At 26.8% G+C, this 23,169-nt stretch carries 28 protein-coding genes; 20 read left to right on the top strand and 8 right to left on the bottom strand.

The window, feature by feature from the left end; genetic code table 11:
• Positions 1 to 13 precede the first annotated feature (13 nt).
• Both BINT_RS11910 and BINT_RS11905 read left to right on the top strand, forming a co-directional pair.
• Positions 14 to 436 (top strand): hypothetical protein, encoded by a 423-nt coding sequence (locus BINT_RS11910; RefSeq protein ID WP_014488831.1) that lies wholly within the window; start codon positions 14 to 16, stop codon positions 434 to 436.
• Complete coding sequence (locus BINT_RS11905) at positions 417 to 881, top strand: hypothetical protein (protein ID WP_014488830.1); 465 nt, start codon at positions 417 to 419, stop codon at positions 879 to 881. Before BINT_RS11910 ends, BINT_RS11905 begins: the two co-directional genes overlap by 20 nt.
• 123 nt (positions 882 to 1,004) lie before the next feature.
• Here the strand turns inward: BINT_RS11905 and BINT_RS11900 are convergent, their stop codons facing one another.
• From BINT_RS11900 to BINT_RS11895, 3 genes are all read right to left on the bottom strand, one after another.
• A complete protein-coding gene (locus tag BINT_RS11900; RefSeq protein WP_014488829.1) occupies positions 1,005 to 1,223 on the bottom strand; it encodes a tetratricopeptide repeat protein in 219 nt (72 codons plus the stop codon).
• Between the two features lie 11 nt (positions 1,224 to 1,234).
• The gene (locus BINT_RS14820) at positions 1,235 to 1,399 is read right to left on the bottom strand and encodes a hypothetical protein (protein WP_014488828.1); all 165 of its coding nucleotides are present in this window, start codon (positions 1,397 to 1,399) and stop codon (positions 1,235 to 1,237) included.
• Between the two features lie 306 nt (positions 1,400 to 1,705).
• Positions 1,706 to 2,587, bottom strand: coding sequence for an ATPase (locus tag BINT_RS11895; RefSeq protein WP_014488827.1), 882 nt, complete (start codon positions 2,585 to 2,587; stop codon positions 1,706 to 1,708).
• 266 nt (positions 2,588 to 2,853) lie between these two features.
• Between BINT_RS11895 and hisA the strand changes: the two genes are divergently transcribed.
• The 12 genes from hisA to BINT_RS11835 all read left to right on the top strand — a co-directional run bounded on the left by hisA (position 2,854) and on the right by BINT_RS11835 (position 14,124).
• Complete coding sequence (gene hisA, locus BINT_RS11890) at positions 2,854 to 3,570, top strand: 1-(5-phosphoribosyl)-5-[(5-phosphoribosylamino)methylideneamino]imidazole-4-carboxamide isomerase (protein WP_014488826.1); 717 nt, start codon at positions 2,854 to 2,856, stop codon at positions 3,568 to 3,570.
• 126 nt (positions 3,571 to 3,696) lie between these two features.
• Entirely contained in the window at positions 3,697 to 4,662 is a 966-nt protein-coding gene (locus BINT_RS11885; RefSeq protein ID WP_014488825.1) for an FkbM family methyltransferase, read from the top strand.
• 87 nt (positions 4,663 to 4,749) lie between these two features.
• Positions 4,750 to 5,280, top strand: coding sequence for a bactofilin family protein (locus BINT_RS11880; protein WP_014488824.1), 531 nt, complete (start codon positions 4,750 to 4,752; stop codon positions 5,278 to 5,280).
• Positions 5,281 to 5,293: 13 nt separating this feature from the next.
• On the top strand, positions 5,294 to 6,106 hold the full coding sequence (gene map / locus BINT_RS11875; RefSeq protein ID WP_014488823.1) for a type I methionyl aminopeptidase: 813 nt from the start codon (positions 5,294 to 5,296) through the stop codon (positions 6,104 to 6,106).
• A gap of 60 nt (positions 6,107 to 6,166) precedes the next feature.
• A complete protein-coding gene (locus tag BINT_RS11870; RefSeq protein ID WP_014488822.1) occupies positions 6,167 to 7,945 on the top strand; it encodes a glycoside hydrolase family 35 protein in 1,779 nt (592 codons plus the stop codon).
• A 63-nt stretch (positions 7,946 to 8,008) separates the two neighbouring features.
• A complete protein-coding gene (locus tag BINT_RS11865) occupies positions 8,009 to 8,839 on the top strand; it encodes a tetratricopeptide repeat protein (protein ID WP_014488821.1) in 831 nt (276 codons plus the stop codon).
• Between the two features lie 156 nt (positions 8,840 to 8,995).
• Positions 8,996 to 9,922 (top strand): hypothetical protein, encoded by a 927-nt coding sequence (locus tag BINT_RS11860; RefSeq protein ID WP_014488820.1) that lies wholly within the window; start codon positions 8,996 to 8,998, stop codon positions 9,920 to 9,922.
• Between the two features lie 150 nt (positions 9,923 to 10,072).
• Complete coding sequence (gene sdaAB, locus BINT_RS11855) at positions 10,073 to 10,747, top strand: L-serine ammonia-lyase, iron-sulfur-dependent subunit beta (protein ID WP_014488819.1); 675 nt, start codon at positions 10,073 to 10,075, stop codon at positions 10,745 to 10,747.
• Positions 10,748 to 10,822: 75 nt separating this feature from the next.
• A complete protein-coding gene (gene sdaAA, locus BINT_RS11850; RefSeq protein ID WP_014488818.1) occupies positions 10,823 to 11,653 on the top strand; it encodes an L-serine ammonia-lyase, iron-sulfur-dependent, subunit alpha in 831 nt (276 codons plus the stop codon).
• A 419-nt stretch (positions 11,654 to 12,072) separates the two neighbouring features.
• Positions 12,073 to 12,651 (top strand): GNAT family N-acetyltransferase, encoded by a 579-nt coding sequence (locus BINT_RS11845; protein ID WP_014488817.1) that lies wholly within the window; start codon positions 12,073 to 12,075, stop codon positions 12,649 to 12,651.
• A gap of 68 nt (positions 12,652 to 12,719) precedes the next feature.
• Complete coding sequence (locus BINT_RS11840; RefSeq protein ID WP_014488816.1) at positions 12,720 to 13,697, top strand: ankyrin repeat domain-containing protein; 978 nt, start codon at positions 12,720 to 12,722, stop codon at positions 13,695 to 13,697.
• 88 nt (positions 13,698 to 13,785) lie between these two features.
• Entirely contained in the window at positions 13,786 to 14,124 is a 339-nt protein-coding gene (locus BINT_RS11835; RefSeq protein WP_014488815.1) for a hypothetical protein, read from the top strand.
• 72 nt (positions 14,125 to 14,196) lie between these two features.
• On the opposite strand, the gene BINT_RS15220 is transcribed toward BINT_RS11835, so the two are convergent.
• Positions 14,197 to 14,430, bottom strand: a complete 234-nt coding sequence (locus tag BINT_RS15220) for a hypothetical protein (protein ID WP_234944328.1) — start codon at positions 14,428 to 14,430, stop codon at positions 14,197 to 14,199.
• A complete protein-coding gene (locus BINT_RS15215; protein ID WP_234944327.1) occupies positions 14,430 to 14,834 on the bottom strand; it encodes a hypothetical protein in 405 nt (134 codons plus the stop codon). The genes BINT_RS15220 and BINT_RS15215 overlap by 1 nt, the downstream gene beginning before the upstream one ends.
• Before the next feature lie 302 nt (positions 14,835 to 15,136).
• Here BINT_RS15215 and BINT_RS11825 point away from each other — a divergent pair, with 302 nt between their 5' ends.
• The 4 genes from BINT_RS11825 (at position 15,137) to BINT_RS11810 (ending at position 18,466) form a co-directional block, all read left to right on the top strand.
• Positions 15,137 to 15,823, top strand: coding sequence for a potassium channel family protein (locus tag BINT_RS11825; protein ID WP_014488814.1), 687 nt, complete (start codon positions 15,137 to 15,139; stop codon positions 15,821 to 15,823).
• A gap of 3 nt (positions 15,824 to 15,826) precedes the next feature.
• Entirely contained in the window at positions 15,827 to 16,045 is a 219-nt protein-coding gene (locus tag BINT_RS11820; RefSeq protein ID WP_014488813.1) for a DUF2905 domain-containing protein, read from the top strand.
• A 463-nt stretch (positions 16,046 to 16,508) separates the two neighbouring features.
• Positions 16,509 to 17,861, top strand: coding sequence for an AAA family ATPase (locus BINT_RS11815; RefSeq protein ID WP_014488812.1), 1,353 nt, complete (start codon positions 16,509 to 16,511; stop codon positions 17,859 to 17,861).
• 2 nt (positions 17,862 to 17,863) lie between these two features.
• On the top strand, positions 17,864 to 18,466 hold the full coding sequence (locus tag BINT_RS11810; protein WP_014488811.1) for a hypothetical protein: 603 nt from the start codon (positions 17,864 to 17,866) through the stop codon (positions 18,464 to 18,466).
• Between the two features lie 470 nt (positions 18,467 to 18,936).
• On the opposite strand, the gene nhaC is transcribed toward BINT_RS11810, so the two are convergent.
• Positions 18,937 to 20,364 (bottom strand): Na+/H+ antiporter NhaC, encoded by a 1,428-nt coding sequence (gene nhaC / locus BINT_RS11805; protein WP_014488810.1) that lies wholly within the window; start codon positions 20,362 to 20,364, stop codon positions 18,937 to 18,939.
• A 310-nt stretch (positions 20,365 to 20,674) separates the two neighbouring features.
• Here nhaC and BINT_RS11800 point away from each other — a divergent pair, with 310 nt between their 5' ends.
• Entirely contained in the window at positions 20,675 to 21,190 is a 516-nt protein-coding gene (locus tag BINT_RS11800; RefSeq protein ID WP_014488809.1) for a chemotaxis protein CheW, read from the top strand.
• Positions 21,191 to 21,192: 2 nt separating this feature from the next.
• Here BINT_RS11800 and BINT_RS11795 read toward each other — a convergent pair whose 3' ends face one another.
• Both BINT_RS11795 and BINT_RS11790 read right to left on the bottom strand, forming a co-directional pair.
• Positions 21,193 to 21,795 (bottom strand): 5-formyltetrahydrofolate cyclo-ligase, encoded by a 603-nt coding sequence (locus BINT_RS11795; protein WP_014488808.1) that lies wholly within the window; start codon positions 21,793 to 21,795, stop codon positions 21,193 to 21,195.
• A complete protein-coding gene (locus tag BINT_RS11790; RefSeq protein WP_014488807.1) occupies positions 21,779 to 22,534 on the bottom strand; it encodes a PilZ domain-containing protein in 756 nt (251 codons plus the stop codon). The genes BINT_RS11795 and BINT_RS11790 overlap by 17 nt, the downstream gene beginning before the upstream one ends.
• 162 nt (positions 22,535 to 22,696) lie before the next feature.
• On the opposite strand from BINT_RS11790, the gene BINT_RS11785 reads away from it, so the two are divergent.
• Positions 22,697 to 23,164 (top strand): YkvA family protein, encoded by a 468-nt coding sequence (locus BINT_RS11785; protein ID WP_014488806.1) that lies wholly within the window; start codon positions 22,697 to 22,699, stop codon positions 23,162 to 23,164.
• Positions 23,165 to 23,169: the final 5 nt, after the last annotated feature.

Here is a 23,169-nt window from a genome sequence, read left to right as displayed (position 1 = left end):
ATGGAGTATATTTATGAAAGATAGAGGAGAAATTAATATAGCAGTTGCTAATTATTTTGATAATAATTTTCATGATTTTTCTATACTTAATAGAAGAGATGGTAATAATGTACAGTCTAAAGATGAATTAAGACATATCATTATAGGAAGATGGTATTATGGTCTTTATTTGTTAGCTAAAGAAAAATTAGGAAAACAATATATAAGCCATACTGGATATTTTGATAAAAATAATAAACGTAAATTAGGTATATGGGAAACTTTAGATGATAATGCTAAGATAAAAGGTTTATCATATGATTTTGAAAAAAATGGTACTTTATTATTTGATATGAGAAATAGATATGAATATAATGGCATAAATGTTCCAGATACAATGTTTCAAAAAGCTCAAACTATATATGAGGATATGTATAATGAATTACAAAATATTTAATACTATACAACAAGAATACATTGCTATACAGGAGTATATAGATGAGATTAGAAATCTTAATATTATATCTGATATAAAAGTATTTAATAATAAATCTTTATTTATTATTTATTTAATGGATAATTCTTTTGATAAAAGAATAGAAAATATTGAATTGAATTTAAGAAAGAAATATAGAAACGCTTTTAATAAAAATATATACGTTGAAGAATTTTCTTCTTTTTATGGAAACAAAAATGAAGCAGATAATGAAATTAAAAATTGCGTTATAACTGATATAACATCTAATTTTTCAAATGTTAATATTCAAAAAATGAAAATGGGCAAAAATTTGATTAAGCAAAATAATATGAATGTATATAATCCTCCAATGAAAAATAATATTGCATATCATATTTCATTTTATATCGTAACTTTACCACCCCAAAATTCTTTATCTGCATAAAAGAACATATATTCTATATAAGTTCAAATATACTTTAAAAAATGTATATTTATACACTAAAATAATTAATTATATAATATATAAAACATCATTTTATACTAAATTTTGTTAGTTAATTAAATTTCATTTCAAACCGTATTTGTTTTCAATATTTTTTATATTTTCTATGACAGTATTATTAGTAGTATCTAATTCCAAAGCTTTTTTATAATCTTTTAATGCTTCTTTATATAATCCCAAATTATATTTAGCATTTGCTCTATTACAGTAAGCTTCAAAATAATTATTATCAAGTTCTATTGCTCTGTCATAATCTTTTATAGCATCTTCAAAAAGTCCCATATTATACTTAATTATTTATTATATGATTTAATATGATACGGATCTATTTTTAAATCTTTATTATTTTTTAAGGTTTCTTCATAAAAGTTTATAGCTTTATCATAGTCTTTTAATCGAGATTTTTCTAATTTAGATTTGTCTATAGGCTTTTTAAATAAATAGCCAAATATTGACATTGGTCGCTCCTATATAACAAATATTAATATATATCATTATAACATAAATAATTTTTTATATTTTAAAATTTTATTTATAACCCGCCCTTTATTCTTTATTATTTTATTTTGAAATTATAATTTTTATTGCACTTATAGCTTAATCAGAAATTACAGCCCCCACCCAAGTTTTTATTAGATTTAGAATTTTATTCAACGCACGGTGATGAGATTATAACTTGGGTTGGCGTTATAATACCAGTAAAAGTTAAAAATAAAATAGCATAAAAATAATCAATGATAGTTATAAATGAAAATGGGCTGGAATTATAATAATTCCTTTACATTATCAATATTATAATTATAAGATTTAAACCCTTCTTCTTCAGTATTCGCTATATTTATAATGTTTATTGATTCTTTTATATCATTAAACTCTTCACTATCGTTTACTGTTTCATGTAAAAGTTTTAATGTTTCATAATTATTGATTGTGAAAAACATTTGCATATCATTGTTTCTGCTTAAATTTAAAATGCTTTTAAATAAATATTTAGCTGTTTCATTGTCTAAAGAGCTGGCTATATCATCTGCTAAAATCACATTATTTTTATTTGCAGCTATTGGAAGTATTATAGATAAATATTTTTTTAATCCTTCACCCATTAAATTCAATATTACTAATTTATTCATTCCTTCAATATTAATATAAATATCATTGTTAAGTACACTTATTGCTTTTATATTTTTATTGAAAAATGAAAGCATTTCTATTATAGGCTGTTCATTTTTATTTTTTAAAATTTCTATTAAATATGCTGTTAATGTATTATATTCTATATTACTTGTTATATATGTTTCTTCTCTATTTCCTACATTATCAGTTTTTTTATTCATCATATATATAGTATTATTGATGTTTGGAATATTTAATTTTTTTTCTTCTATGGAGGCAGAATCATCATTATTTATTATGGTATTATAGTTTAATTCTATATTATCATCTTTAGGTATTTTATTATCTTTTAATACTGGGCTGATATTTATATTGTAGCTTGTATTATCATATTTATTATAATTAAAATTTATATTGTTGTTATAATCAAAATTATAAAATAATGTTTTTATTTCAGTTTTATTTTCTTTGAATCGGCTAATAGTTTTTATATTCTCTATTACATTAATACGAGATTCTGATAAAATAAGCATTAAGGCTTCAAGTATGGTAGTTTTTCCAGAATTATTTTTTCCTACTAAGAAATTTATTTTTTTATATCATCTATTTTAATTTTGTTAAAACATTTAAAATTTTCTATATATAAGTCTTTAATCATAATAAAATCCATCGAATTTAAATTAATCTAAAATTAAATATCGGAGTTTTGAGAAAAAAATACAGTTTATTAATTTTTACATTTATAAATTATATGCTATAATAAATACTATTATAAATATAATATTTTAGGGGATTGAAAATGTATATATTGCCTGCGATAGATTTGAAAAACGGAGAGGTTGTACGGCTTGTAGAAGGAGATTATGATAATAAAACAACTTACTTTAAAGATCCTTTGGAAGTTTTGGATTTTTTTATTGAGAGCGGAAGCAGTTATTTGCATGTTGTTGATTTAGACGGGGCAAGCGACGGAGAAACTATTAATTTTAAAACGATAGAAAAAATAATAAAAAAATGCGATTTATTTGTAGAAGTAGGCGGCGGTATAAGAAATGAGGAAACTATCAAGAAGTATTTGGATATAGGTGTTAAAAGAACAATATTAGGAACTGTCGCTGTTGAAAATATTGATTTTACTAATAATATGATTAATAAGTATAAAGAGCATATAGCGGTATCTATTGATTCAAGAGATAGAATGATAGCTGTTAAAGGATGGAAAGAGATAAAAAAAGAAGATTCTGTTGAATTTTGTATTAAATTGGATAGCATGGGAATAGATACTATTATATATACAGATATTTCAAAAGATGGTAAACTTTCTGGTACTAATTTGGATATTTATAAAGAGTTAAGAGAAAAAATTTCCTGTAATATCATAGCTTCAGGCGGTGTTACATTTGAAGAAGAAATTATAAAATTAAGAGATATGAAGATTAATGGTGCTATAGTTGGAAAAGCTATATATGAAGGCAGAATGGATTTAAAAAGAATAATAGAAATAGCAAAGCAGTAATTTCATTTTGTAATAATAGTGCTATATATAATTGCTAAATTTTTTTGGGGGGATTATAAAAGTTGCGAGCGTCTAGCAAATTTATTTGCTAGAGTTGATTAGCGAACAATTTTTATTAGCAATAATATGAAAGAGATAAATAATATATTAGAAGAATGCAGAAAGATAGTAAATAAAAACTTCAGTAAAGAAGAAATAGAAAAAATAGAAAGCAATGATAATTTTATAAAAGCTATGATGAATGAAGAAAATAATAATAGCTTTGATATTTTTTATAATATGCTTAAAGATTCTTTTTCAAAAGAAATTTTTAAAAAAGTTATAAGATACAGATACATGCTTTCATTTCATAGAGATGTTCATATGAATTTTAAGAAAGAAGTTTTATTTAGTTTTAAATATGGCATAATATCCACTTATAAATGGATTATGAGTATGATTTCTTTTTTAATTTTTAATAGGATATTTTTGCCTAAAGAGATAGGTGCTTTTGCTTTATTTCATATATTTAAAATGAAGCAATATGATATAAAAGATATTTTTGAGGTAAGAAATGATAGCGTAGTATTTGATGTTGGTGCTTGGAAAGGTGATACAGCTTATTTCTTTTCAAAAAAATGTAATGATGATGCAAAAATATATGCTTTTGAGCCTGATGCAAATGCTTTTGAAATATTAAAAATTATGAAAGAAAAATATAAGTTAAATAATGTTATTTTAGAAAATATTCTTTTTTCTAATAGAAATGAAACTATTGATTTTGTTTCTATGATACCAAATACTCCCGTTGTTAAGATGAATGCTACTACAATAGATGAATTTGTTGAAAGTAATAATATAAAAAGAATAGATTATTTAAAAATGGATGTAGAAGGAGCTGAAAAGCATATATTGGAAGGGGCTGTAAATACAATAAAAAAATTTCGTCCATCTCTTGCTATTGCCATATATCATGGAGGAGAGCTTTTTATGGAGGATTTTTATAAAGTACCAATATTTATAAAAGAAATAACAGAAAATTACGAATATTATATAAGAACATTTTCTCCTTGGGGAGGAGAGACAATACTTTTTTGTATACCTAAAAAATAAAATTATGTTATAATTATTGTAAGCTAATATATAATATTGACTTTTTATAACTAAACTTATAAAATGAAACTTTAGGAGATTAAATTTATGGCAAGAAAAGACATGGTAAACAGTGTTATAGGAGATGGTTCATCTTTTAAAGGAACTTTTATCGTAAAAGGTTCTTTTCAAATAGATGGAAAATTTGAAGGTGAATTAAAAATAGACGGACATTTAATTATAGGACCTAATGGTAAGGTAAAAACAAGCACTATTCTAACAGAAAGTATTACAATAGCAGGTACTTTGATTGGTAATATAGCTGCTGAAAAAGAAGTTATATTGATAGAAACAGGAAGAGTTTTAGGTAATATAGAAGCTCCTAAAATAGATGTAGGTGAAGGTGCTGTTATACAGGGAGAAATGACTATTACAGGCGGACAGAAAAAAGATATCACAAAAGTAGTGCATGAATCTTTTACAGGTATAAAAATTGAAGATGAGATGTCAGAAAATAATAATACTTCTGATAATAATTTGTCATCAGATAATACTTCCTCATCAGATAATAATACTTATAATAGTTATGACTCTTATAATACAGATAATAATAATTCAAATAATAGTATTTTTAATTAAGGTGTATTCATAAATGGCTATAAAAATAAAAACACAAGCTGAAATTAATTTAATGCGTGAAAGCGGACATATATTGGCTAATGTATTTAAAGAAGTTGAAAAGATAATTCAGCCGGGAATCTCTACTAAAGAAATAGATAAATTTGTTTATGACTATATAAGAAAACATAATGCTAAACCTTCATTTAAAGGCTATGGTAACCCTCCTTTTCCGGGTTCTATATGTTCTTCTATAAATAATGAAGTAATACATGGAATACCAAGCAAAAAGAAAATTTTAAAAGATGGAGATATAATAGGTCTTGATATAGGCGTATATTATAAAGGATATCATTCAGACAGAGCATTTACTTTCAAAGTAGGAAATGTATCAGAAGAGGCTTCAAGATTGATTGAAGTTACTATGCAGTCATTTTTTAATGGTGTAAAAAAGATAAAAGATGGAGTTCATTTGGGTGATGTTTCTCATGCCATTCAAAAAACCGCTGAAGATGCAGGTTATTCTCTTGTAAGAGAGTTTCAAGGTCATGGAGTAGGTGCTAATTTGCATGAAGAGCCTGCCGTTCCAAATAGAGGAAAAGAAGGAGCAGGACCTATACTTAAAACTAATATGGTTATAGCAATAGAACCTATGGTTAATATGGGACATCATGCAATTCTAATAGAAGATGATGATTGGACTATCATAACTAGGGACGGTTCTCTATCGGCACATTATGAACATACTGTAGCCGTTAAAGAAGATGGTGTTGAAATACTAACCGCTTTGGAAGATGATGAGATAGTAAAAAATATCTTGCTTAATAAATTAAAAAACTCTATTTGATTTTTATTAAATAGAGTTTTTTTTGTTTTATTTAAAAATAAAAAATTAAGGATATAAATTATGGCTGTTTTTGAAGTTAAAGAAGATTTTATTTTAAATGGTAAACCTATAAAACTTTTATCAGGAGCTATTCATTATTTTAGATTTGTTGAAGAGTATTGGGAGGATTGTCTTTATAATTTAAAGGCAGCAGGGTTTAATACAGTTGAAACGTATATACCTTGGAATATTCATGAGATAGACGAAGGCGTTTTCGATTTTTCAGGCAATAAAGATATAGCATCTTTTATTAAACTTGCTCAGAAAATGGATTTATTGGTTATATTAAGACCTACTCCTTATATATGTGCTGAATGGGAATTCGGAGGACTTCCTGCTTGGCTTTTAAGATATGATAATATGAAAGTTCGTACTAATACGGAATTATTTTTAAGTAAAGTTGATGCTTATTATAAAGAATTATTTAAACAAATTGCAGATTTACAAATTACTAGAAATGGTCCTGTAATTATGATGCAAATTGAAAATGAATACGGTTCTTTTGGTAATGATAAAGAATATCTTAAAGCTTTAAAAAATCTTATGGTTAAACATGGTGCTGAAGTACCTTTATTTACTTCAGATGGAGCTTGGGATGCTGTTTTAGAAGCTGGAACATTAGTAGATGATGGAATATTAGCTACTGTTAATTTTGGCTCTCAAGCTAAAGAAAGTTTTGATGCTACTGAAAAATTCTTTGAAAGAAAAGGTATAAAAAATCCATTAATGTGTATGGAATTTTGGGATGGTTGGTTTAATCTATGGAAAGAGCCTATAATCAAAAGAGATGCTGACGATTTCATTATGGAAGTAAAAGAAATTATAAAAAGAGGCAGTATAAATTTATATATGTTTATAGGAGGAACAAATTTCGGTTTTTATAATGGTACTTCTGTAACAGGTTATACTGATTTTCCTCAAATTACATCTTATGATTATGATGCAGTTCTTACAGAATGGGGAGAGCCTACAGAGAAATTTTATAAACTTCAGAAACTTATAAATGAATTATTTCCTGAAATAAAAACTTTTGAGCCTAGAGATCATAAAAGAGCAGATTTTGGAGAGGCAAAACTCAAAGATAAAACTTCATTATTTTCAGTAATAGATAAAATATCAAAATGTCAGAAAAGTGATGCCCCTATAACTATGGAAAAAGCAGGCAGAGGATATGGTTATATGCTTTATAGAACTACAGTGAAAGGATTTGACAATAATATGAATGTAAGGGCAGTAGGAGCTTCAGACAGAGTCCATTTTTATTTGAATGGTGAATATAAAGGCGTAAAATATCAAGATGAGCTTATAGAGCCTATTGAAATGCATTTTAATAATGGTGATAATGTATTAGAATTATTGGTTGAAAATGTAGGACGTGTTAATTACGGCTATAAACTTCAGGAATGCAGTCAGGTTAAGGGTATTCGTATAGGAGTTATGGCTGATATACATTTTGAAACTGGCTGGGAGCAGTATGCATTACCACTTGATAATATAAAAGATGTTGATTTCAGCTCAAAATGGATAGAAAATACTCCTTCATTCTACCGTTATGAATTTGATGTTAAAGAGCCAGCAGATACTTTCCTTGATTGTTCCAAACTTGGAAAAGGTGCTGCATTTATAAATGGCTTTAACTTAGGAAGATACTGGAGTGAAGGTCCTGTATGTTACTTATATATACCCGCTCCTCTTTTGAAAACTGGAAAAAATGAAATAATTATATTTGAAACTGAAAATGTATTTGCAGATACTATAGCACTCAAAGATAAGCCAATATATAAAGAAATAAAAAAATAGTATAATGTAAAAATTTATTATACCGATACTTTAGACAATAAAACTTTATTTTTGATTTAGCTTATGAAACGTATATTTTTTATATTTGGTATATTAATATTGACTTGTTTATCAATATATGCTCAGGGACAATCCCTTAATACTCCTAATAGGACAGCAGATACTGTTAGAACTATGGAGATGGACACAAATACCTACGAATCATTATTCAGCGGTAAATTGGAACCTGCTTGGGTATATATAGGAGAGGCAAAAAGAGCAATACATAACGGCGATATTCCTTATGCTTTATATATAATGAATAAAACTTTGATGTATTATCCTGATAATGCAGATGCTCATTATTTTTTAGGTTTAATATATGAAAAAGAAGCCGGCAATCCAGCAGAACAGGGAGGAGCTGCTTCTTATCATTTGGCTATAGAAGAATATAAAAGGGCTATAAATTTGGCTACTAATCTTACAATACCAGCATATAAATTGGATGCATATTTCAGTCTTTTATATATATATGAAAAATTGATAGATGAAAATAATTATGCTGCTGTAGAAAAAGAAATCATTACTATGGCTGAAAATACTTATAAAAATTATGAAAAAGGAAGAATCTATTTTAAATTGGCAGAACATTATGGAAGTAAGAATAGAGGTACTTCGGCTGTAGATTATTACAGACAGGCATATATTAACGGATACAGACAAAAATTATCTCTTTTTAGAATGTCTTTAATATATAGAAGAATGCGTAATTATGTTCTAGAAAAAGAAACTTTAATGCTTGCTGTTAAATATGATTTTGATAATGTTGAGCCTAGTAATTTTGATGTTCAAAAGGCTATAGTTCAAAGATTAGAGGCATTAAAGAATGTACGAATACCTAAGAAATTAAATTAATTTTTTGATTATCTTCATTATGAAATAAAAAAAGCAATGGTGTGTTTGGCATCATTGCTTTTTATTTTTTATAATTTTATATATCTCTATTGAGAAAAAGTCTTTATTATATTAAAATATGATACTTAATAGTAAATAAATATTAAGAGATGTAAAATGAAAACTAAATTAATTATAGTATTATTAATATTATTAAGTTCATTGAATTTATATTCTCAGGAAGAACAATTAAATAATGATTTAAATTATTTGGGTGATGATTATACTTTTACTAATCCTTTTCGTATATATGAAGTTGATAAATATTATATGGGTTGGCAGGATCCTAGAGCTTTTATAGGGCGTATATTATTTGCTAAAAACTTTAATGTAGAGAAGAATTTATCGCTCATTGCTCCTGATGTAAACTGGGATTTTAAATCCGTATCTGTTTATGTAGAAGGCCGTTTGGCAAGTGAAATAATGTTTTATAGAAATAAATATTTTTCTGTAGGCATGGGCGGAGCTATGGAAATATCTATACTTGGAAGAAGCAGCGGATTATTTGATGTTTATGATTTTTCTGGTCAGTTTATGGTATTTGCTGATTTATGGCTTCAGAATCTTGTTGGAATTAATATGAAAATAAGATTTATACCCATGTATCATCAATCCACACATTTGGTAGATGGATTTAAAGGCGATACTAAAATAAAAAGCGGAAGCAGTTATGAATTTGGTTCTATAGCAGTTTATTATTATATTAAAAATTTCAGTATTTATTTAGGTTCTGAAATTTCTTATAATGCTGTAGGAAATAGTCCGCAATTATTTAGAATACATACAGGATTAGATTATAGATTTCCTTTATATAAAGATCAAATCAGCTTAATAACAGGAATAAATATTGCTGCCATTTTGGATAAGAAAGATAAACTTGGATTTATAAAAGATCCTTGGCATGCTGCTGTTAATTTTGGTATAGGTATTGAGTTTTATAGATATGCTATATCTTTGAAGGTTGGTTATGGAAAGCCTAGAGGAGCATCTAGTTATTTCGGTTATGAAACTAAGGTTGGACTTGAGATAAGTTTATTATTCTGATATTTAAATATTCTTATTAATAGTAATTATCTATAGATTAATTGTACTTTTTAACAATATTTTTATTTGTCTTAAATAAAAAATAATAAAAAACTATATTCAAAAATTATTTATTATGTTAAATTATAATTATGAAATGGAGGGAATTATATGGCTGGATTATTTGATATAATAGGTCCTGTAATGATAGGGCCTTCAAGTTCTCATACAGCTGGAGCTTGCCGTATTGGGAAACTTGCTAAGAAGATTTTGGGCGAAGATGTAAAAGAGGCAAAAATATATTTGCATGGTTCTTTTGCTTTAACTTGGAAAGGTCATGGAACTGATAAGGCTATTTTGGCAGGACTTTTAGGTTTTGAAACTGATGACCCTAGACTTAGAGATAGCTACAGTTTTGCTGAAAAGGCTAATCTTAAATATGAGTTTATTCCTACAAAATTAAGAGAGGCTTTTCACCCTAATACTGTATATATTGAAGCTAAAGGCGAAACTAATGAGATTGATATATTAGCTTCTTCTATAGGAGGAGGATTGATAGTTTTGGATAAAGTTAATGGTATAGAAGTGCATTATAAAGGAGATTTCCCTACTATTGCTATAGTTAATAAAGATGTTCCTGGTATTATAGCTAAAGTTACTTCTATTATATTTGAAAAAGGAATAAATATTGAAAATATGAATGTAACTCCTCAATTTGAAGGTCCTAATAGAGGATATGCTATTATTGTTATTGGTATGACTGATGTTATATCAAAAGATATAGAGGAAAAAATAAGAAAAATTGAAAATATAAGGGACTTTGTATTTTTAGATAAGTTATATTAAATATTATATGGAGTATTAAAATATTATGGATATAAAATCTATAGAATCATTAGTGGCTTTAGCTACGGAAAAAAAGTGAAAATAAGCGATATAGTAATAGATATAGAGGCTCAGTCTCAGAAAACAGATAGGCAAACTGTTATTAATAATATGACTTCTTATTATGATATAATGAAAGAAGCTGTTGTGAATGGTAAAAAGGATAAATTCAATTTTGTAACAGGTTTGCAAAATGAATGTGTTGAGATAGTAGAGAATTTTTATAAATCTAAGAAAAGCATATTAGGTGAAACAATAGGTGAGGTTGTAACTGCTGCAATGGCCGTAAGCGGTTATAATGCTTGTATGGGTAAAATAATAGCTGCTCCTACTGCAGGAAGCTGCGGTGTAATGCCTGCGGTACTTACAGTATGTGAGAACAGAGGATATAAAAAAGAGGATGTAGTAAAATCAATGTTTACAGCTGCTGGATTAGCTGACATTATAGCACAGATAGCAACATTTGCAGGTGCTGAAGGCGGATGTATGGCTGAATGCGGTTCTGCTGCAGGTATGGCGGCCAGTGCTTGTGCTGAGATTATGGGTGCTACTCCTCAGCAATGTGCGGATGCTTTTGCTCTTACTATATCGGCTATGCTTGGGCTTATATGCGATCCTATTGCTGGATTCGTTGAAGTGCCTTGTATGGGTAAAAATGTTATGGCTGCTGTTCATGCTATGGTTTCTGCTGAGATGGCTTGTGCTGGATTTAGAAGCGTTATACCAGCTGATGAGGTTGTATCTGCTATGAAAGAAGTTGGCGATGGAATGGATGAAAGATTTAAAGAAACTTCTCAAGGCGGACTTGCCAATACTCCTACTGGACGTGCTATTGCTGAAAAGCTTTTAGGAAAAATAAATAAATAATATATAATATTATAAAAAGCTTACAAATATTTTTTGTAGGCTTTTTTAATATATAGAAATTTTATTTTGAATCCCACCCTTTATTCCTCATTGCTTTATTTTTAATTTTTATTTTCATCATCTTTATAGCTTAATTAGAAATTTTAGCACCCACCCAAATTTTTTAAAGAATTTGAAATTTACTTAACGCACGGTGAACTAAATTTGCAATATAAATAAATTTGAATTAAAAATAAATCTATATTTTTGAGTTTTACTCTGCGTGTGGTGATGATACTATAATTTAAAAAAAAAATTTTGGGCGGGCAGCAAAAATGACTGTATAATGCAAAGAAGAAAAATAATGTTGAAATACCAGAGAAGATAAAAAGCCTAAAGGGTGGGCAAATGTAATTAATTCATTATATTGAGGAAATAATATGTTAAATACACAAAGACTTATAATAAGAAAATTTAATATCGATGATGCTGAAGCTTTATTTAGTATATTATCTGATGAAGAAGTCAATAAATACCTTCCATGGTTTCCTTTTCAAAGTTTAGAAGAAACTAAAATACATTTACAAAAATTTTATTTAGATACAAATGATAATCATAATTTTTATAGATATGCAGTATGTTTAAAAGAAGATAATGTACCTATAGGTTATGTGCATCTTGAAAACAATAATGACAATAATGATTTTGGATATGGACTTAAAAAAGAATATTGGAACATGGGAATAATCACAGAGGCTTCAAGAAGAGTTATAGAAGAATTAAAGAAAGATAATATAAAATATATAACAGCTACTCATGATATAAATAATATTGCAAGCGGTGAAGTAATGAAAAAAATAGGAATGCATTATCAATATAGCTATGAGGAATTATGTCAGCCCAAAAATATAAAAGTTATATTTAGAATGTATCAGTTAAATTTAGATGATTATAATAAAAGAGTTTATAAAGGCTACTGGAATAAATATACAAATCATTTTGTAGAAAATATATTGTAATTGATAATAATATATGGTAATATATAGATAATAGTTCAATATGTAAATATAACTATTGGGGGACTGTTATGAGATTTATTTTATGCACATTTTTATTATTGATACTATTATCATGCACTCAAAAGTCTAATGTAAATGTTGATGAAAATACTCAAAGTAATGAAACATCTATGGAAGGTGTAAATATAGTTCAGGATTTATCCATAGAAGATGCTATAGCAGAATATGAAGAAAGTCCTTGTATAGATATAATAAAAAATCTTATTAGTTCAGGCAATATAAATAATACTTTAACAGAAACTACGAATATAGTAAATGCAGAAGATACAGAATATGATCTTAGTGTAACTTTTGATGAAGGTACTACAGCTTTAATGATAGCTTCATATTATGGATATGCTGATTTAGTAAATGCACTTATACAAAATAATGCTGATGCTAATATAAAAAACAAAAGAAATTATACAGCACTTTTATATGCTACTGATATATGGTCTAGACAAGGTATAGGAATATATGATAGTAATTTCAATGTAGTAGAGCTTTTGGTAATTGCTAAAGCAGATGTTAATGCTGTTAATAATTATGGATGGACTCCTTTATTCTTTGCTGCTGATAATTCTAATTCTGATGTAGTGGCATTTTTAGTTGATAATGGTGCTAATATTAATGCTGTGTCTGATGAAGGAATAACACCTCTTTTATTAGCAAATGATGTTGAAACAGTTAAAATATTATCTAAAACAGTTAATATTAATAAGCCTAATTTAGCTGGAATAACACCTTTAATATCTTTCGCTGGAAGAGAAATATCTATAGAGGCTATTAGTATTTTACTTGAGAATGGCGCTGATGTGAATATGGTAGATAAAGACGGAGAAACAGCTCTATCTTATGCTGTTGAAAATGGTAATTTTGATGCAGCTTTAATGTTACTTGAAAATAATGCTAATCCTAATCTTGCCAAGAAAAAAGCTAAAGATTTGGCAAATATAGCTAGAGAATTAGGAGATGAAGAAGTAGCTTCTATATTGGATAAATATTAATAATATTGATAAATTCCTTTGACAAATTATTTTATTTTGGTATATTTATTATATTGGAAAAATCTATATATTTATTTGGAGTTTTATAATGTTTGATAACAATGTTCACTATATAAGAAAAGAGCTTGAATCTATTTATAAGATCATAGTAGAGAATTTAGGAAAAGAATTACTAAACACTGAAATTAAGCGTTTAGAGTATGAGCCTAAAATGGATAGAATTAATATTAATAATTTCATATTCATAAGACTTACTTTTGAAAATGAATATGATCATAAAGAACTTTACTATGATATATATATTGAAGATGAAGACGGAAATGATGTTGAAAGAGCTTTAATCAGTGTAGAAAAGCCATTTACTAAAGTTGTTGATAAAATAGATTATTTGGTAAAATTGAATTATCAAGCTAATGAAGACGATTAATTTTTTATTTATTTGTTTAAAAATAAAAGAGGGACTTTTTAAGTCCCTCTATTTTTTAGTTATTTATCAGTATTAATTTAATGCTTTAGTAGATAATACATATTTATCTTCTCTGTATTTTTGAGTATTTCCAGCTATTAATTCATTTAATTGTCTTCTTACTTCATCTTGTGAATCGCCATCAACTATATATAAAGTATCTCTATCAACTAAATAGTAGCCTTCATATTCTGTATCATTTTCATACTTTCCGCTCTCTGTATTTTTAACTATACATGCATTTTTTATTTTTATTAGCTTGAGCATTAGCAATAGTAATCTCTTCCATCAATTATTCCATTTTCATATTCTCTTTCAATCATTTCAGAATTTTCATTAAAGAATACAAATGTTTCTTCTGTTTCTAATCTTCCGTCATCACTTTCTTCTTCTGATTGATACCAAGTAGTAGAATATAATCTTTGTAATAAGTCAAATTCTTGAGCAGCAGCAGTATTATCTCCAGCATTATTACCAGCAACTGAAGCGTTTACTGTTATAGACTGGCTATTTCCATTCCAACTAGCTAATGGAGTACCTTCTTTTACCGTTTTGTCATCGCTTGGTACATTAGTAGTTAATGGCTTATCGCCTACTGTTGGAGCTTGTTTGCTGTTACATGCAACTGCTAATACTGATAAAATACTTATGATTAATATAATTTTTTTCATATTTTTTTAATCCTCTCATCAATTATTATTTTTGTTTTTAAATATAACAATAATATATTTTTATTGTAAAAAAAATTTATTAAATTTTAATATTTTTAAAATTTATTTTCTTTTTGTTCATTTTTAGGTAAAAATAATTCTATTTATAATATGAAATGTATGTAAATAGCTGTTTAATATCTTTTATACTATTTATAAAAAAATACTATTTAATTTATTATAATTTAATTAATAATGTTTTTGACAAATTTTTATATTATTCTATAATAATAAGACATTAAATAAAGTATTAGGGGATTGATATGCTTCAGTATGCTGTTATAGGAGTCGGCACTTTAGGCAAGGCATTAATTAATAGACTTATGACAAAACCTTCTATAGAGGTATTTGCTATAGATAATGATATAAACGAAATAGAAGCTATAAAAAATAATGTAACTCAGGCTATGCGTTTGGACTCTACTCAAAAAGAGGCATTGGAAGCTATTGAGATTAATAAATTTGATGCTGTTATACTTACAATAGGTGAAGATATGATGACAAGCATATTAACAGCATTACTTTTAAAAGAGCTTAATGTAAAAAATATTATAGCAAGATACTCTAATGAAAAGCATAGAGCCATATTAAGTATGATAGGAATAACGCATCTAGTAAGCCCTGAAGAGTCTATGGGAGTGCATATTGCAGAACAGCTTGAAGTAGGTGATACGCTTCTTCTTTATGATCTTACTGAATATCACTCTATAGTAGAATTCCCTGTTCATGGCGGACTTGCCGGTAAAAATTTAAAAGAACTTGATTTGAGAAAGAAATACAAAATCAATGTTGTTGCCATAAAGAAAGAAACTGTAGGAATATTGGGAGAGAAAAAAGTTATTGTGGATTGTACCCCTGATCCTGATGTGCCTATGGTTGAAGGCGATATACTTGTAATTGCAGGTCATGATAAAGATATAGAAAAAATGTATAAAAAAATGGCTGAATAGTAAATGAATATTCAAATTGCTAAACTTTTTATAGTTATTGGTATAATATCAATAATCATTGGCATACTATTTTTATTTAATATAAAAATCCCTTTCGGCAAACTTCCGGGTGATATAATGATAAAAAAAGAGAATTTTACTTTTTCATTTCCTTTGCTGAGCTGTATTATAATCAGTGTATTATTATCTTTTATAATGTGGCTGCTATCTAGATTTAAATAATATACTAAAAATTTTTAAGTTTGTCATTTTTTTAGTCAACTTTTTCCAGCCGCAAAAAGTTGCAAAAAGTGCAAGGTATAAAATTAGTACTAAATCATACTAAAATTGTCTAAAATGTAATGTGATTCATTAAAGTTAAGCTGAAATATAGCCTTTCGCGAAGCGTATCCGAGCCTGTCGAGGATATAGCTTCTCGCCACAGGCGGGCTTCGCCTGTGGCAATACCATACCTAAAGGTACTCCTTCCAGTCGCAGAGCACTTCCTTCGGTCGCAAAAGAAGTGGGGTTTGGCACGACTGTGTGCTTCGCAGCAAAGCCCCATATATTAAAAAGAAACTATAGTTTTATTTTTGACAAAATATATTTGTTTCAGTATATACTATCTATATAAGAATTTACTTTGTATTGATATAGTTTTTAATCTATTATATAATTTAAAAAAATTAATGTGTAAAGAATTATTATGTCAGAAAAAAATAAATACCCTAAACTATATGTTAAAAATTTCGCTAAAATTAAAGAGGCAGAAATAGAATTAGCTCCTTTCACACTTTTTGTAGGCGACAACAACAGCGGGAAAAGTTATTTAGCTAGTTTAGTTTGGTATATTTCTAGTGTAATGTTTTTCTGGGATTATAAACAATCTTTGAATTTTCAAAATTATCATTATTTATATAATTTGGCAAATGAAATATTTTCTAATAATAAAACTGATGTTACAGAAGTAAAGATATCTAATGAAGTTATAGATGAATGTATGAATGTAGCAAATGATGTGATATCTCATAATAAGGTTGCTATTTTTGAAAATATATTTGCTTATAAAAACATTATTGCTGAAGAAATATATATATCTTATACAAATTATGATATAAATATTAATATGAAATATCATAAGAGTGTTTCATTTAATAAATCCAATGATAATATTATTTATTTTTATCATAATAATATGTATTTTCCAGGAAATGCTAGTAATAGTATAGATAGCATTATTACATTATTATGTATGAGAATATTGGAGGGTATTATGTCAAGAGAATATAATAATACTCTTTTTTTACCTATATCAAGAACAGGTTTTTTATTATTTAAAGATTTAATAATAAATAAATCGTTAAACAGTTATTTCAGTAATAATTATTATTCTAATGTTAATGATAAATTAGAATTAACATTACCTATAAGAGATTTTTTCTTTAAATTATCATATTTAAATTTTAATGAGAATATTAGTAAAAAAAACATTGTTGATTTATTAGAAAATAAAATTATAAATGGTAAGATATATTTGGATAATATGCCTTCTCCCAAAGTGCACTATAAAAGCAATAATTCAGATATTGATTTAAAAATGCATGTAAGTTCTGCAGTAATTACTGAAATTGCCACTTTAATACTATTTTTAAAATATAGTAAACATAATGAAGATATAATAATGGAAGAACCAGAAATTTCTTTACATCCAGAACTGCAGCAGCAATTAACAAGAGTTTTTATTAAATTGATTAATAAAGGTATCCATATCTTAATTACAACTCACAGCGACACTATTGTTCAGCATATAAATAATATGATTAAATTAAATTCAAATGATGAAGAAAGAAAAAAATATTTGATGAATAAATACGGCTATGATGAAGATGATTTGATTTCAGAAGATATGGTTAGAATGTATCAGTTTGATATTGAGGAAGATGGATTTACAAAAGTTACAAAATTAGAAAGTTCAGAGTATGGTTTTGAAGTTCCTACTTTCAATAAAGTACTAAAAAAAATATCAGATGAAATATATGATTTTCAGGAAGAATTATAATAATGAAATGGTATGAAAAATATCCCGAAGAGTTCAGAGAAGTTTTAAAAAAAATATTTCTTAATAATTTCTTTGATGATTATAATGATAAAGAGTATATATTAACTGATCATGATATATCTGTAACTATAGAAGTTTTTGAAAATTCTTTATTAATAAAAGAATTAGAAGGTAATGCATCTTTTCCATACTTAAAAAATAAAAAATGTGCTGATAAAGTTATAATTCAAAAAGAAAGCGATAAAGTTTATAATATATATATTTTTGAATTAACTAGAAAAAGAAAAGGCGATGATGAATTAATAGAACAGTTTGAAGGTGCTTGTTTAAGAACTTTGGCAGTTATTTCTTATTTTAAATATATTACAATTAATAAAGTATATCTATTTTTTGTTAGAAAAGATATGAGTGCCGATCCTATTTCTTTCAGACGTCCAATTTCAAATAAAAAATTATTAGTTGATAATGATGAAGTTTTGGAATTAAATAATATTTCATCAGTATTTGACGGAGAAATATTGAAAATAAAACTACTTGAGCATAATAAAACTTATAGTATAAAAACTCATTCAAAAGAATACGGACTGAATATATCCTTTTTATAAGTTTAATACAAATTTTATAATTGCACTTTATTCAACTTTTTGCGGCAGGAAAAAGTTGAATAAAAAAATGAGAAACTTAAAAATTTTCAGTATATACTAAAACAAATATATTTTGTCAAAATAATTTTTTTAATTCGAAATATTTTCAGGGCTTTGCCCTTACGAAGTACACAGCGTGCAGCACCCACTTCTTTTGCGACCGAAGGAAGTGCCTGTGGTATTGCCACAGGCGAAGCCCGCCTGTGGCGAGAAGCTATATCCTCGACAGGCTCGGATACGCTTCGCGAAAGGCTACATTTTTGCTTTAATTTTATGGATTACCTTACATTTAAGATGATTTTAGCATGATTTAGTACTAATTTTATACTTGCACTTTTTGCAACTTTTTGCGGCGGGAAAAAGTTGAATAAAAAAATGAGAAACTTAAAAATTTTTAGTATAGTTTAATTTATTTTATTATTCAATATGTTTCAATTCTTTAAAATATCTTTATTTATTTGTACAGCAAATTTGGGTAAAGTAAGCATATAAATAAATGAAATTCCTATACTAATTAAATTAAAAAATGAATAAGGCATGTACTGTAAAGTATGCACTCCAAGTATAGAAGTCATATAAACTCCTGTAACAGTCCAAGGCAGTAAAACCTCTGTAAGAGTTCCGCCTTCTTCCATAGTTCTTGAAAGTACGCCTCTATTAACATTGTATTTATCGTATACTGTTTTTAGTACATCACCTAAAGTTAAGAAAGTAAATTGTAAACTGCTTAATGCTGAATTTATAGTGAATGTTGTAAACCAAGTTACAAATATTAAACTTCTGGCGCCTCTTACTATTTTTACTAATAATTCTATTAAAGTATTTAAAGTACCTATTAACTGAAGCATGGCTCCGTAAGTAAGAGCAAGTATCAAAAATAATACACTAGGCATAGTGCTTATCATTCCGCCTCTGTTTAGTAATGTATGAAGATTTTGAGGTATGCTTTCAGGATTAACTGTAGGCGACATAGAAATATTAAAACCTGTTACAAATGATTTCATAGCATTAATAAACCCAAAGTTTTGGAATATTGCTCCTAATATTATAGCAATTAAACTTCCAATGAACATAGTTATTACAGGATTAACACCTTTTACACTTGCAATAAGTACAAATATTGGAGGAATAAGCAAAAATATATTGAAATTGTATATATTTTCTAATGAAGTTAATATTTCGCTTGCTTCTTTTAAATTTAGAATATCTGAATTAATAGGGGAGGCATTAAAACCTAATATAGTAAAAACAATAGCCGCTAATATTGCAGATGGTATAGTGTTTACAAGCATAGTTTTTATATGATTTTGTAAAGTAGTTCCAGCACCAAGAGCAGCCAAAACAGTTGTATCCGATATAGGGGAGTTTTTATCACCAAGATATGCACCGCTTATAACAGCACCAGCAACCAATGGCAAAGGTGTATTTGTAGCCTGTGCAATTCCTATGAATGCCACTCCTGCAGTAGAAGCAGAACCCCAAGAAGTACCTGTAAATATAGATAGAAAAGATGTTATAATAAATGCCATTAAAGGTATGAATGAAGGGTGAATTAATTTAATACCATAGTATATAAGCATAGGTACAGTTCCCGAATATACCCAAGAACCAACTACTATACCTATTAATATAAATATCAGTACACCAAGCCAAGTATCTACTATCTTTTTTATGAAGGCTTCTTCCATATCTTTCCATTTATAACCTGCAAAATGTGCTATTATACAGGCTATCAATGTGCCTATTGTAAGCAAAAACTCTATAGGAACTCCGTATTTTACAGTGAAGATTAAAACAGTTATAAGTATGAATAATAGAGGAAATAATTTCCAAAATGTATTGATTTTTTTTATATTCATGGGTATACTCCGTATATTCTAAAACATTGTAATGATTAATATTACAACAATATATAACATATTTTTATTATGATGTCAATATTTATAAGTAATTTTTATTATTTATAGTAAATAATGTATTTTTTTATAGTAATAAGAAAATAATAAAATTTATATATAGATTGACTTTTAACAAAAAATATAATAAAATGATAGTAGTTACAAAATTCGTTTCAGATTTTTTAATTGCAAATATTTATTGTATATGTAAAAAATAAGAAATTATTTCCGATAATAGAACAACTGTAAATTTTATGGAGGCATAATAAAAATGGCAGAGCAGACAGAGCAACAATCTATTGAAAGTACCGAAAATAGAGTTGATCTCGAAGATAGTACAAACCTTGTTACTTTTAGATTAGGCAGCGGCGAGTATGCCATAGACATCATGCAGGCTAAAGAGATAATCAAGATGGAAAAGATTACTCTTATTCCTAATGCCCCAGATTTTGTTGAAGGTGTAATAAATCTACGCGGTAATATTATACCTATAATTGACTTAAAAAAGAGATTCAATTTAGAAGAAACAGAAGGCGATAAAAATACAGGTATTATCATAGTAAAAATAGAAGATGTTGATATGGGAATAATTATTGACTCTATTTCTAAGGTAGTATCTATTTCTAATTCTGATATTCAGCCTCCTCCTCCAATGCTTTCCGGTATAGGTCAGAAATATATTAAAGGTGTAGGTAAATTAGAGGATAAATTATTAGTTGTTTTAGACCTAGAAAAATTGTTTACTACAGATGAAGAAGAGGAAGAAACTGCTTCTGCTGAGAGTTAATATTAAAAAGTAGCAGTTATTACTTTACTTTCGCTTATAATAATGTCTAATATCTCATCATTATTATCTTTAGGTATTGATGGAAGTATCTGATAATCATAAGCTAAGCCTACTCTTAGAGCATTTTTATTTCTTTTTAACATATTATCATAATATCCTCTTCCAAATCCGAGTCTATTACATTTCTCATCAAAGGCTAAAGCAGGGATAATGAACATAGATATTTCGTTAATATTGCAGTCTTTACAATGTTCGAAAGGCTCTCCGCATCCGAATTTTGTATTTCTATTGATATCTTTATCATAATCATTTATATATTTTAATTTCATGTTATGATTATCTATAAGAAAAGGTACAGATACTTTAATATTATTTTTTAAAGCATATTCTATTATTTCTTTAGTTGGTACTTCATTATTGAAATCTACATATACTGATATAGAATGAAATTTATTAATATTCACTATATTTCTAAATTTTTTAAAAATTACAGCACTTTTCTCTTTAATGAAGTACGAATCTAAATTATTTCTAATGAGTTTAAAGGATTCTCTTATTAAATTTTTTGCTTCTTTAATATTATTTTCATTAGGAGAAGTTTTCATCTTTCAATTCTACTAATAATTCCTGTAATAACTTGTCTCTAATAATCTGGTCAATAATTTTTTGTGATGCCATACCTATATCAATAAATTGTACAGCAAAACCTTTAGGTAAATCAGGCTTTTGATTCTCATTATTTATCCAAACTACTTTAGCTTCAGTAAATAATTTGAAATCTTTAAAAGATATAGTAAGACCTAACATATCGCCCTTATCAGGAATATTAGTATCAGATGATATATAAGCTCCATTACCGCTTATAGAAAGAATATTTCTATCAATAGTTCCTCTAATTTTATCTTTATATGCTATAATAACATTTAAAGGCCAATTAACTCTTGAATATTGTCTTCTTTTTTTACTTCCATCATCTAATAATTTTGAAACTTCATTTTGTATTGATTGTACTATTACGCTTGCATCTGTATTTCTATGAAATATTAAAGCATAAGGATAAGCAGCTTCATCAAAACTATCTGGAACATCTGTCATTACCAATTTTATTTGAGGGTTAATTTTTTTTACTTTTTCTACAAATAAATTGATACCATCTTTTTCAGTTTCATTATATCTTATAATATAAAAATATATACTTAAATTGTTTTCTATTATATAACCTAAAGAAGAACTGGTATCATTAAAAGTACTTATATCAAATATGTTATTAAAAGCATTTTTGTATTTGGTTAAAATAGAGGGGTTATTTTCTATAATTACACCTTTTACTTGTTCTTTATCCATTATTCCTTCTCCTGATAATACTTGCTTATTAAGTATAACATAATTTATTATTTATGCAATATTATGAATAAAAAAATAGAAGACTAAAGTTATTCATATTTTCTGTTTATATGTTATAATAAATCATATTAAATAAAATTATTAAAATTATAGAGAGTGTTTATGAGAATAAGAGAAAAATCTAAAGAATTATGGGAAAAAATTTCATTGGAAACTACATTTGATAAATTAACATCTATTATTGATAAAACAAAAGATATATTGAATCTTTCTTCATCAAGGCATCTTTCTAAATTTTTAGATAAAATTCAATTGATGGTGGATATGATAGGAGATTATATTAATAAAAATTACAGAGAAATTCCTTGGAAAAGTTTATCTGCTGTAGCGGGAGCATTAATATATTTAATACTTCCTTTGGATGTTCTTCCTGATTTATTTCCATTTATAGGATTATTAGATGATGCATTCATTATAGGCTTATGTATAAAATGTTTTTCAACTGATTTAGAGCAGTATAAAATTTGGAAATACGGAGAATCTGATGAAGAAGTAACAGACGATGGTAGTGAATCTGATGAAGCTGATTATGAAATAGTAGATGATAAAGAAAAAGATGATGACAAATAGGATAT

The sequence above is a fragment of the Brachyspira intermedia PWS/A genome, from assembly GCF_000223215.1.
GTDB lineage: Bacteria > Spirochaetota > Brachyspiria > Brachyspirales > Brachyspiraceae > Brachyspira > Brachyspira intermedia.
Note: the sequence above shows the minus strand (reverse complement) of the source record. Positions and strands in the feature narration are given on the sequence as shown.

Excerpts from the sequence above, each read along its gene's own strand:
- BINT_RS11910 (WP_014488831.1), top strand. The coding sequence starts at position 14 with ATGAAAGATAGAGGAGAAATTAATATAGCAGTTGCTAATTATTTTGAT.
- BINT_RS11905 (WP_014488830.1), top strand. The coding sequence starts at position 417 with ATGAATTACAAAATATTTAATACTATACAACAAGAATACATTGCTATA.
- BINT_RS11900 (WP_014488829.1), bottom strand. The coding sequence starts at position 1,223 with ATGGGACTTTTTGAAGATGCTATAAAAGATTATGACAGAGCAATAGAA.
- BINT_RS14820 (WP_014488828.1), bottom strand. The coding sequence starts at position 1,399 with ATGTCAATATTTGGCTATTTATTTAAAAAGCCTATAGACAAATCTAAA.
- BINT_RS11895 (WP_014488827.1), bottom strand. The coding sequence starts at position 2,587 with ATGCTTATTTTATCAGAATCTCGTATTAATGTAATAGAGAATATAAAA.
- hisA (WP_014488826.1), top strand. The coding sequence starts at position 2,854 with ATGTATATATTGCCTGCGATAGATTTGAAAAACGGAGAGGTTGTACGG.
- BINT_RS11885 (WP_014488825.1), top strand. The coding sequence starts at position 3,697 with ATGAAAGAGATAAATAATATATTAGAAGAATGCAGAAAGATAGTAAAT.
- BINT_RS11880 (WP_014488824.1), top strand. The coding sequence starts at position 4,750 with ATGGCAAGAAAAGACATGGTAAACAGTGTTATAGGAGATGGTTCATCT.
- map (WP_014488823.1), top strand. The coding sequence starts at position 5,294 with ATGGCTATAAAAATAAAAACACAAGCTGAAATTAATTTAATGCGTGAA.
- BINT_RS11870 (WP_014488822.1), top strand. The coding sequence starts at position 6,167 with ATGGCTGTTTTTGAAGTTAAAGAAGATTTTATTTTAAATGGTAAACCT.
- BINT_RS11865 (WP_014488821.1), top strand. The coding sequence starts at position 8,009 with ATGAAACGTATATTTTTTATATTTGGTATATTAATATTGACTTGTTTA.
- BINT_RS11860 (WP_014488820.1), top strand. The coding sequence starts at position 8,996 with ATGAAAACTAAATTAATTATAGTATTATTAATATTATTAAGTTCATTG.
- sdaAB (WP_014488819.1), top strand. The coding sequence starts at position 10,073 with ATGGCTGGATTATTTGATATAATAGGTCCTGTAATGATAGGGCCTTCA.
- BINT_RS11845 (WP_014488817.1), top strand. The coding sequence starts at position 12,073 with ATGTTAAATACACAAAGACTTATAATAAGAAAATTTAATATCGATGAT.
- BINT_RS11840 (WP_014488816.1), top strand. The coding sequence starts at position 12,720 with ATGAGATTTATTTTATGCACATTTTTATTATTGATACTATTATCATGC.
- BINT_RS11835 (WP_014488815.1), top strand. The coding sequence starts at position 13,786 with ATGTTTGATAACAATGTTCACTATATAAGAAAAGAGCTTGAATCTATT.
- BINT_RS15220 (WP_234944328.1), bottom strand. The coding sequence starts at position 14,430 with ATGCTCAAGCTAATAAAAATAAAAAATGCATGTATAGTTAAAAATACA.
- BINT_RS15215 (WP_234944327.1), bottom strand. The coding sequence starts at position 14,834 with ATGAAAAAAATTATATTAATCATAAGTATTTTATCAGTATTAGCAGTT.
- BINT_RS11825 (WP_014488814.1), top strand. The coding sequence starts at position 15,137 with ATGCTTCAGTATGCTGTTATAGGAGTCGGCACTTTAGGCAAGGCATTA.
- BINT_RS11820 (WP_014488813.1), top strand. The coding sequence starts at position 15,827 with ATGAATATTCAAATTGCTAAACTTTTTATAGTTATTGGTATAATATCA.
- BINT_RS11815 (WP_014488812.1), top strand. The coding sequence starts at position 16,509 with ATGTCAGAAAAAAATAAATACCCTAAACTATATGTTAAAAATTTCGCT.
- BINT_RS11810 (WP_014488811.1), top strand. The coding sequence starts at position 17,864 with ATGAAATGGTATGAAAAATATCCCGAAGAGTTCAGAGAAGTTTTAAAA.
- nhaC (WP_014488810.1), bottom strand. The coding sequence starts at position 20,364 with ATGAATATAAAAAAAATCAATACATTTTGGAAATTATTTCCTCTATTA.
- BINT_RS11800 (WP_014488809.1), top strand. The coding sequence starts at position 20,675 with ATGGCAGAGCAGACAGAGCAACAATCTATTGAAAGTACCGAAAATAGA.
- BINT_RS11795 (WP_014488808.1), bottom strand. The coding sequence starts at position 21,795 with ATGAAAACTTCTCCTAATGAAAATAATATTAAAGAAGCAAAAAATTTA.
- BINT_RS11790 (WP_014488807.1), bottom strand. The coding sequence starts at position 22,534 with ATGGATAAAGAACAAGTAAAAGGTGTAATTATAGAAAATAACCCCTCT.
- BINT_RS11785 (WP_014488806.1), top strand. The coding sequence starts at position 22,697 with ATGAGAATAAGAGAAAAATCTAAAGAATTATGGGAAAAAATTTCATTG.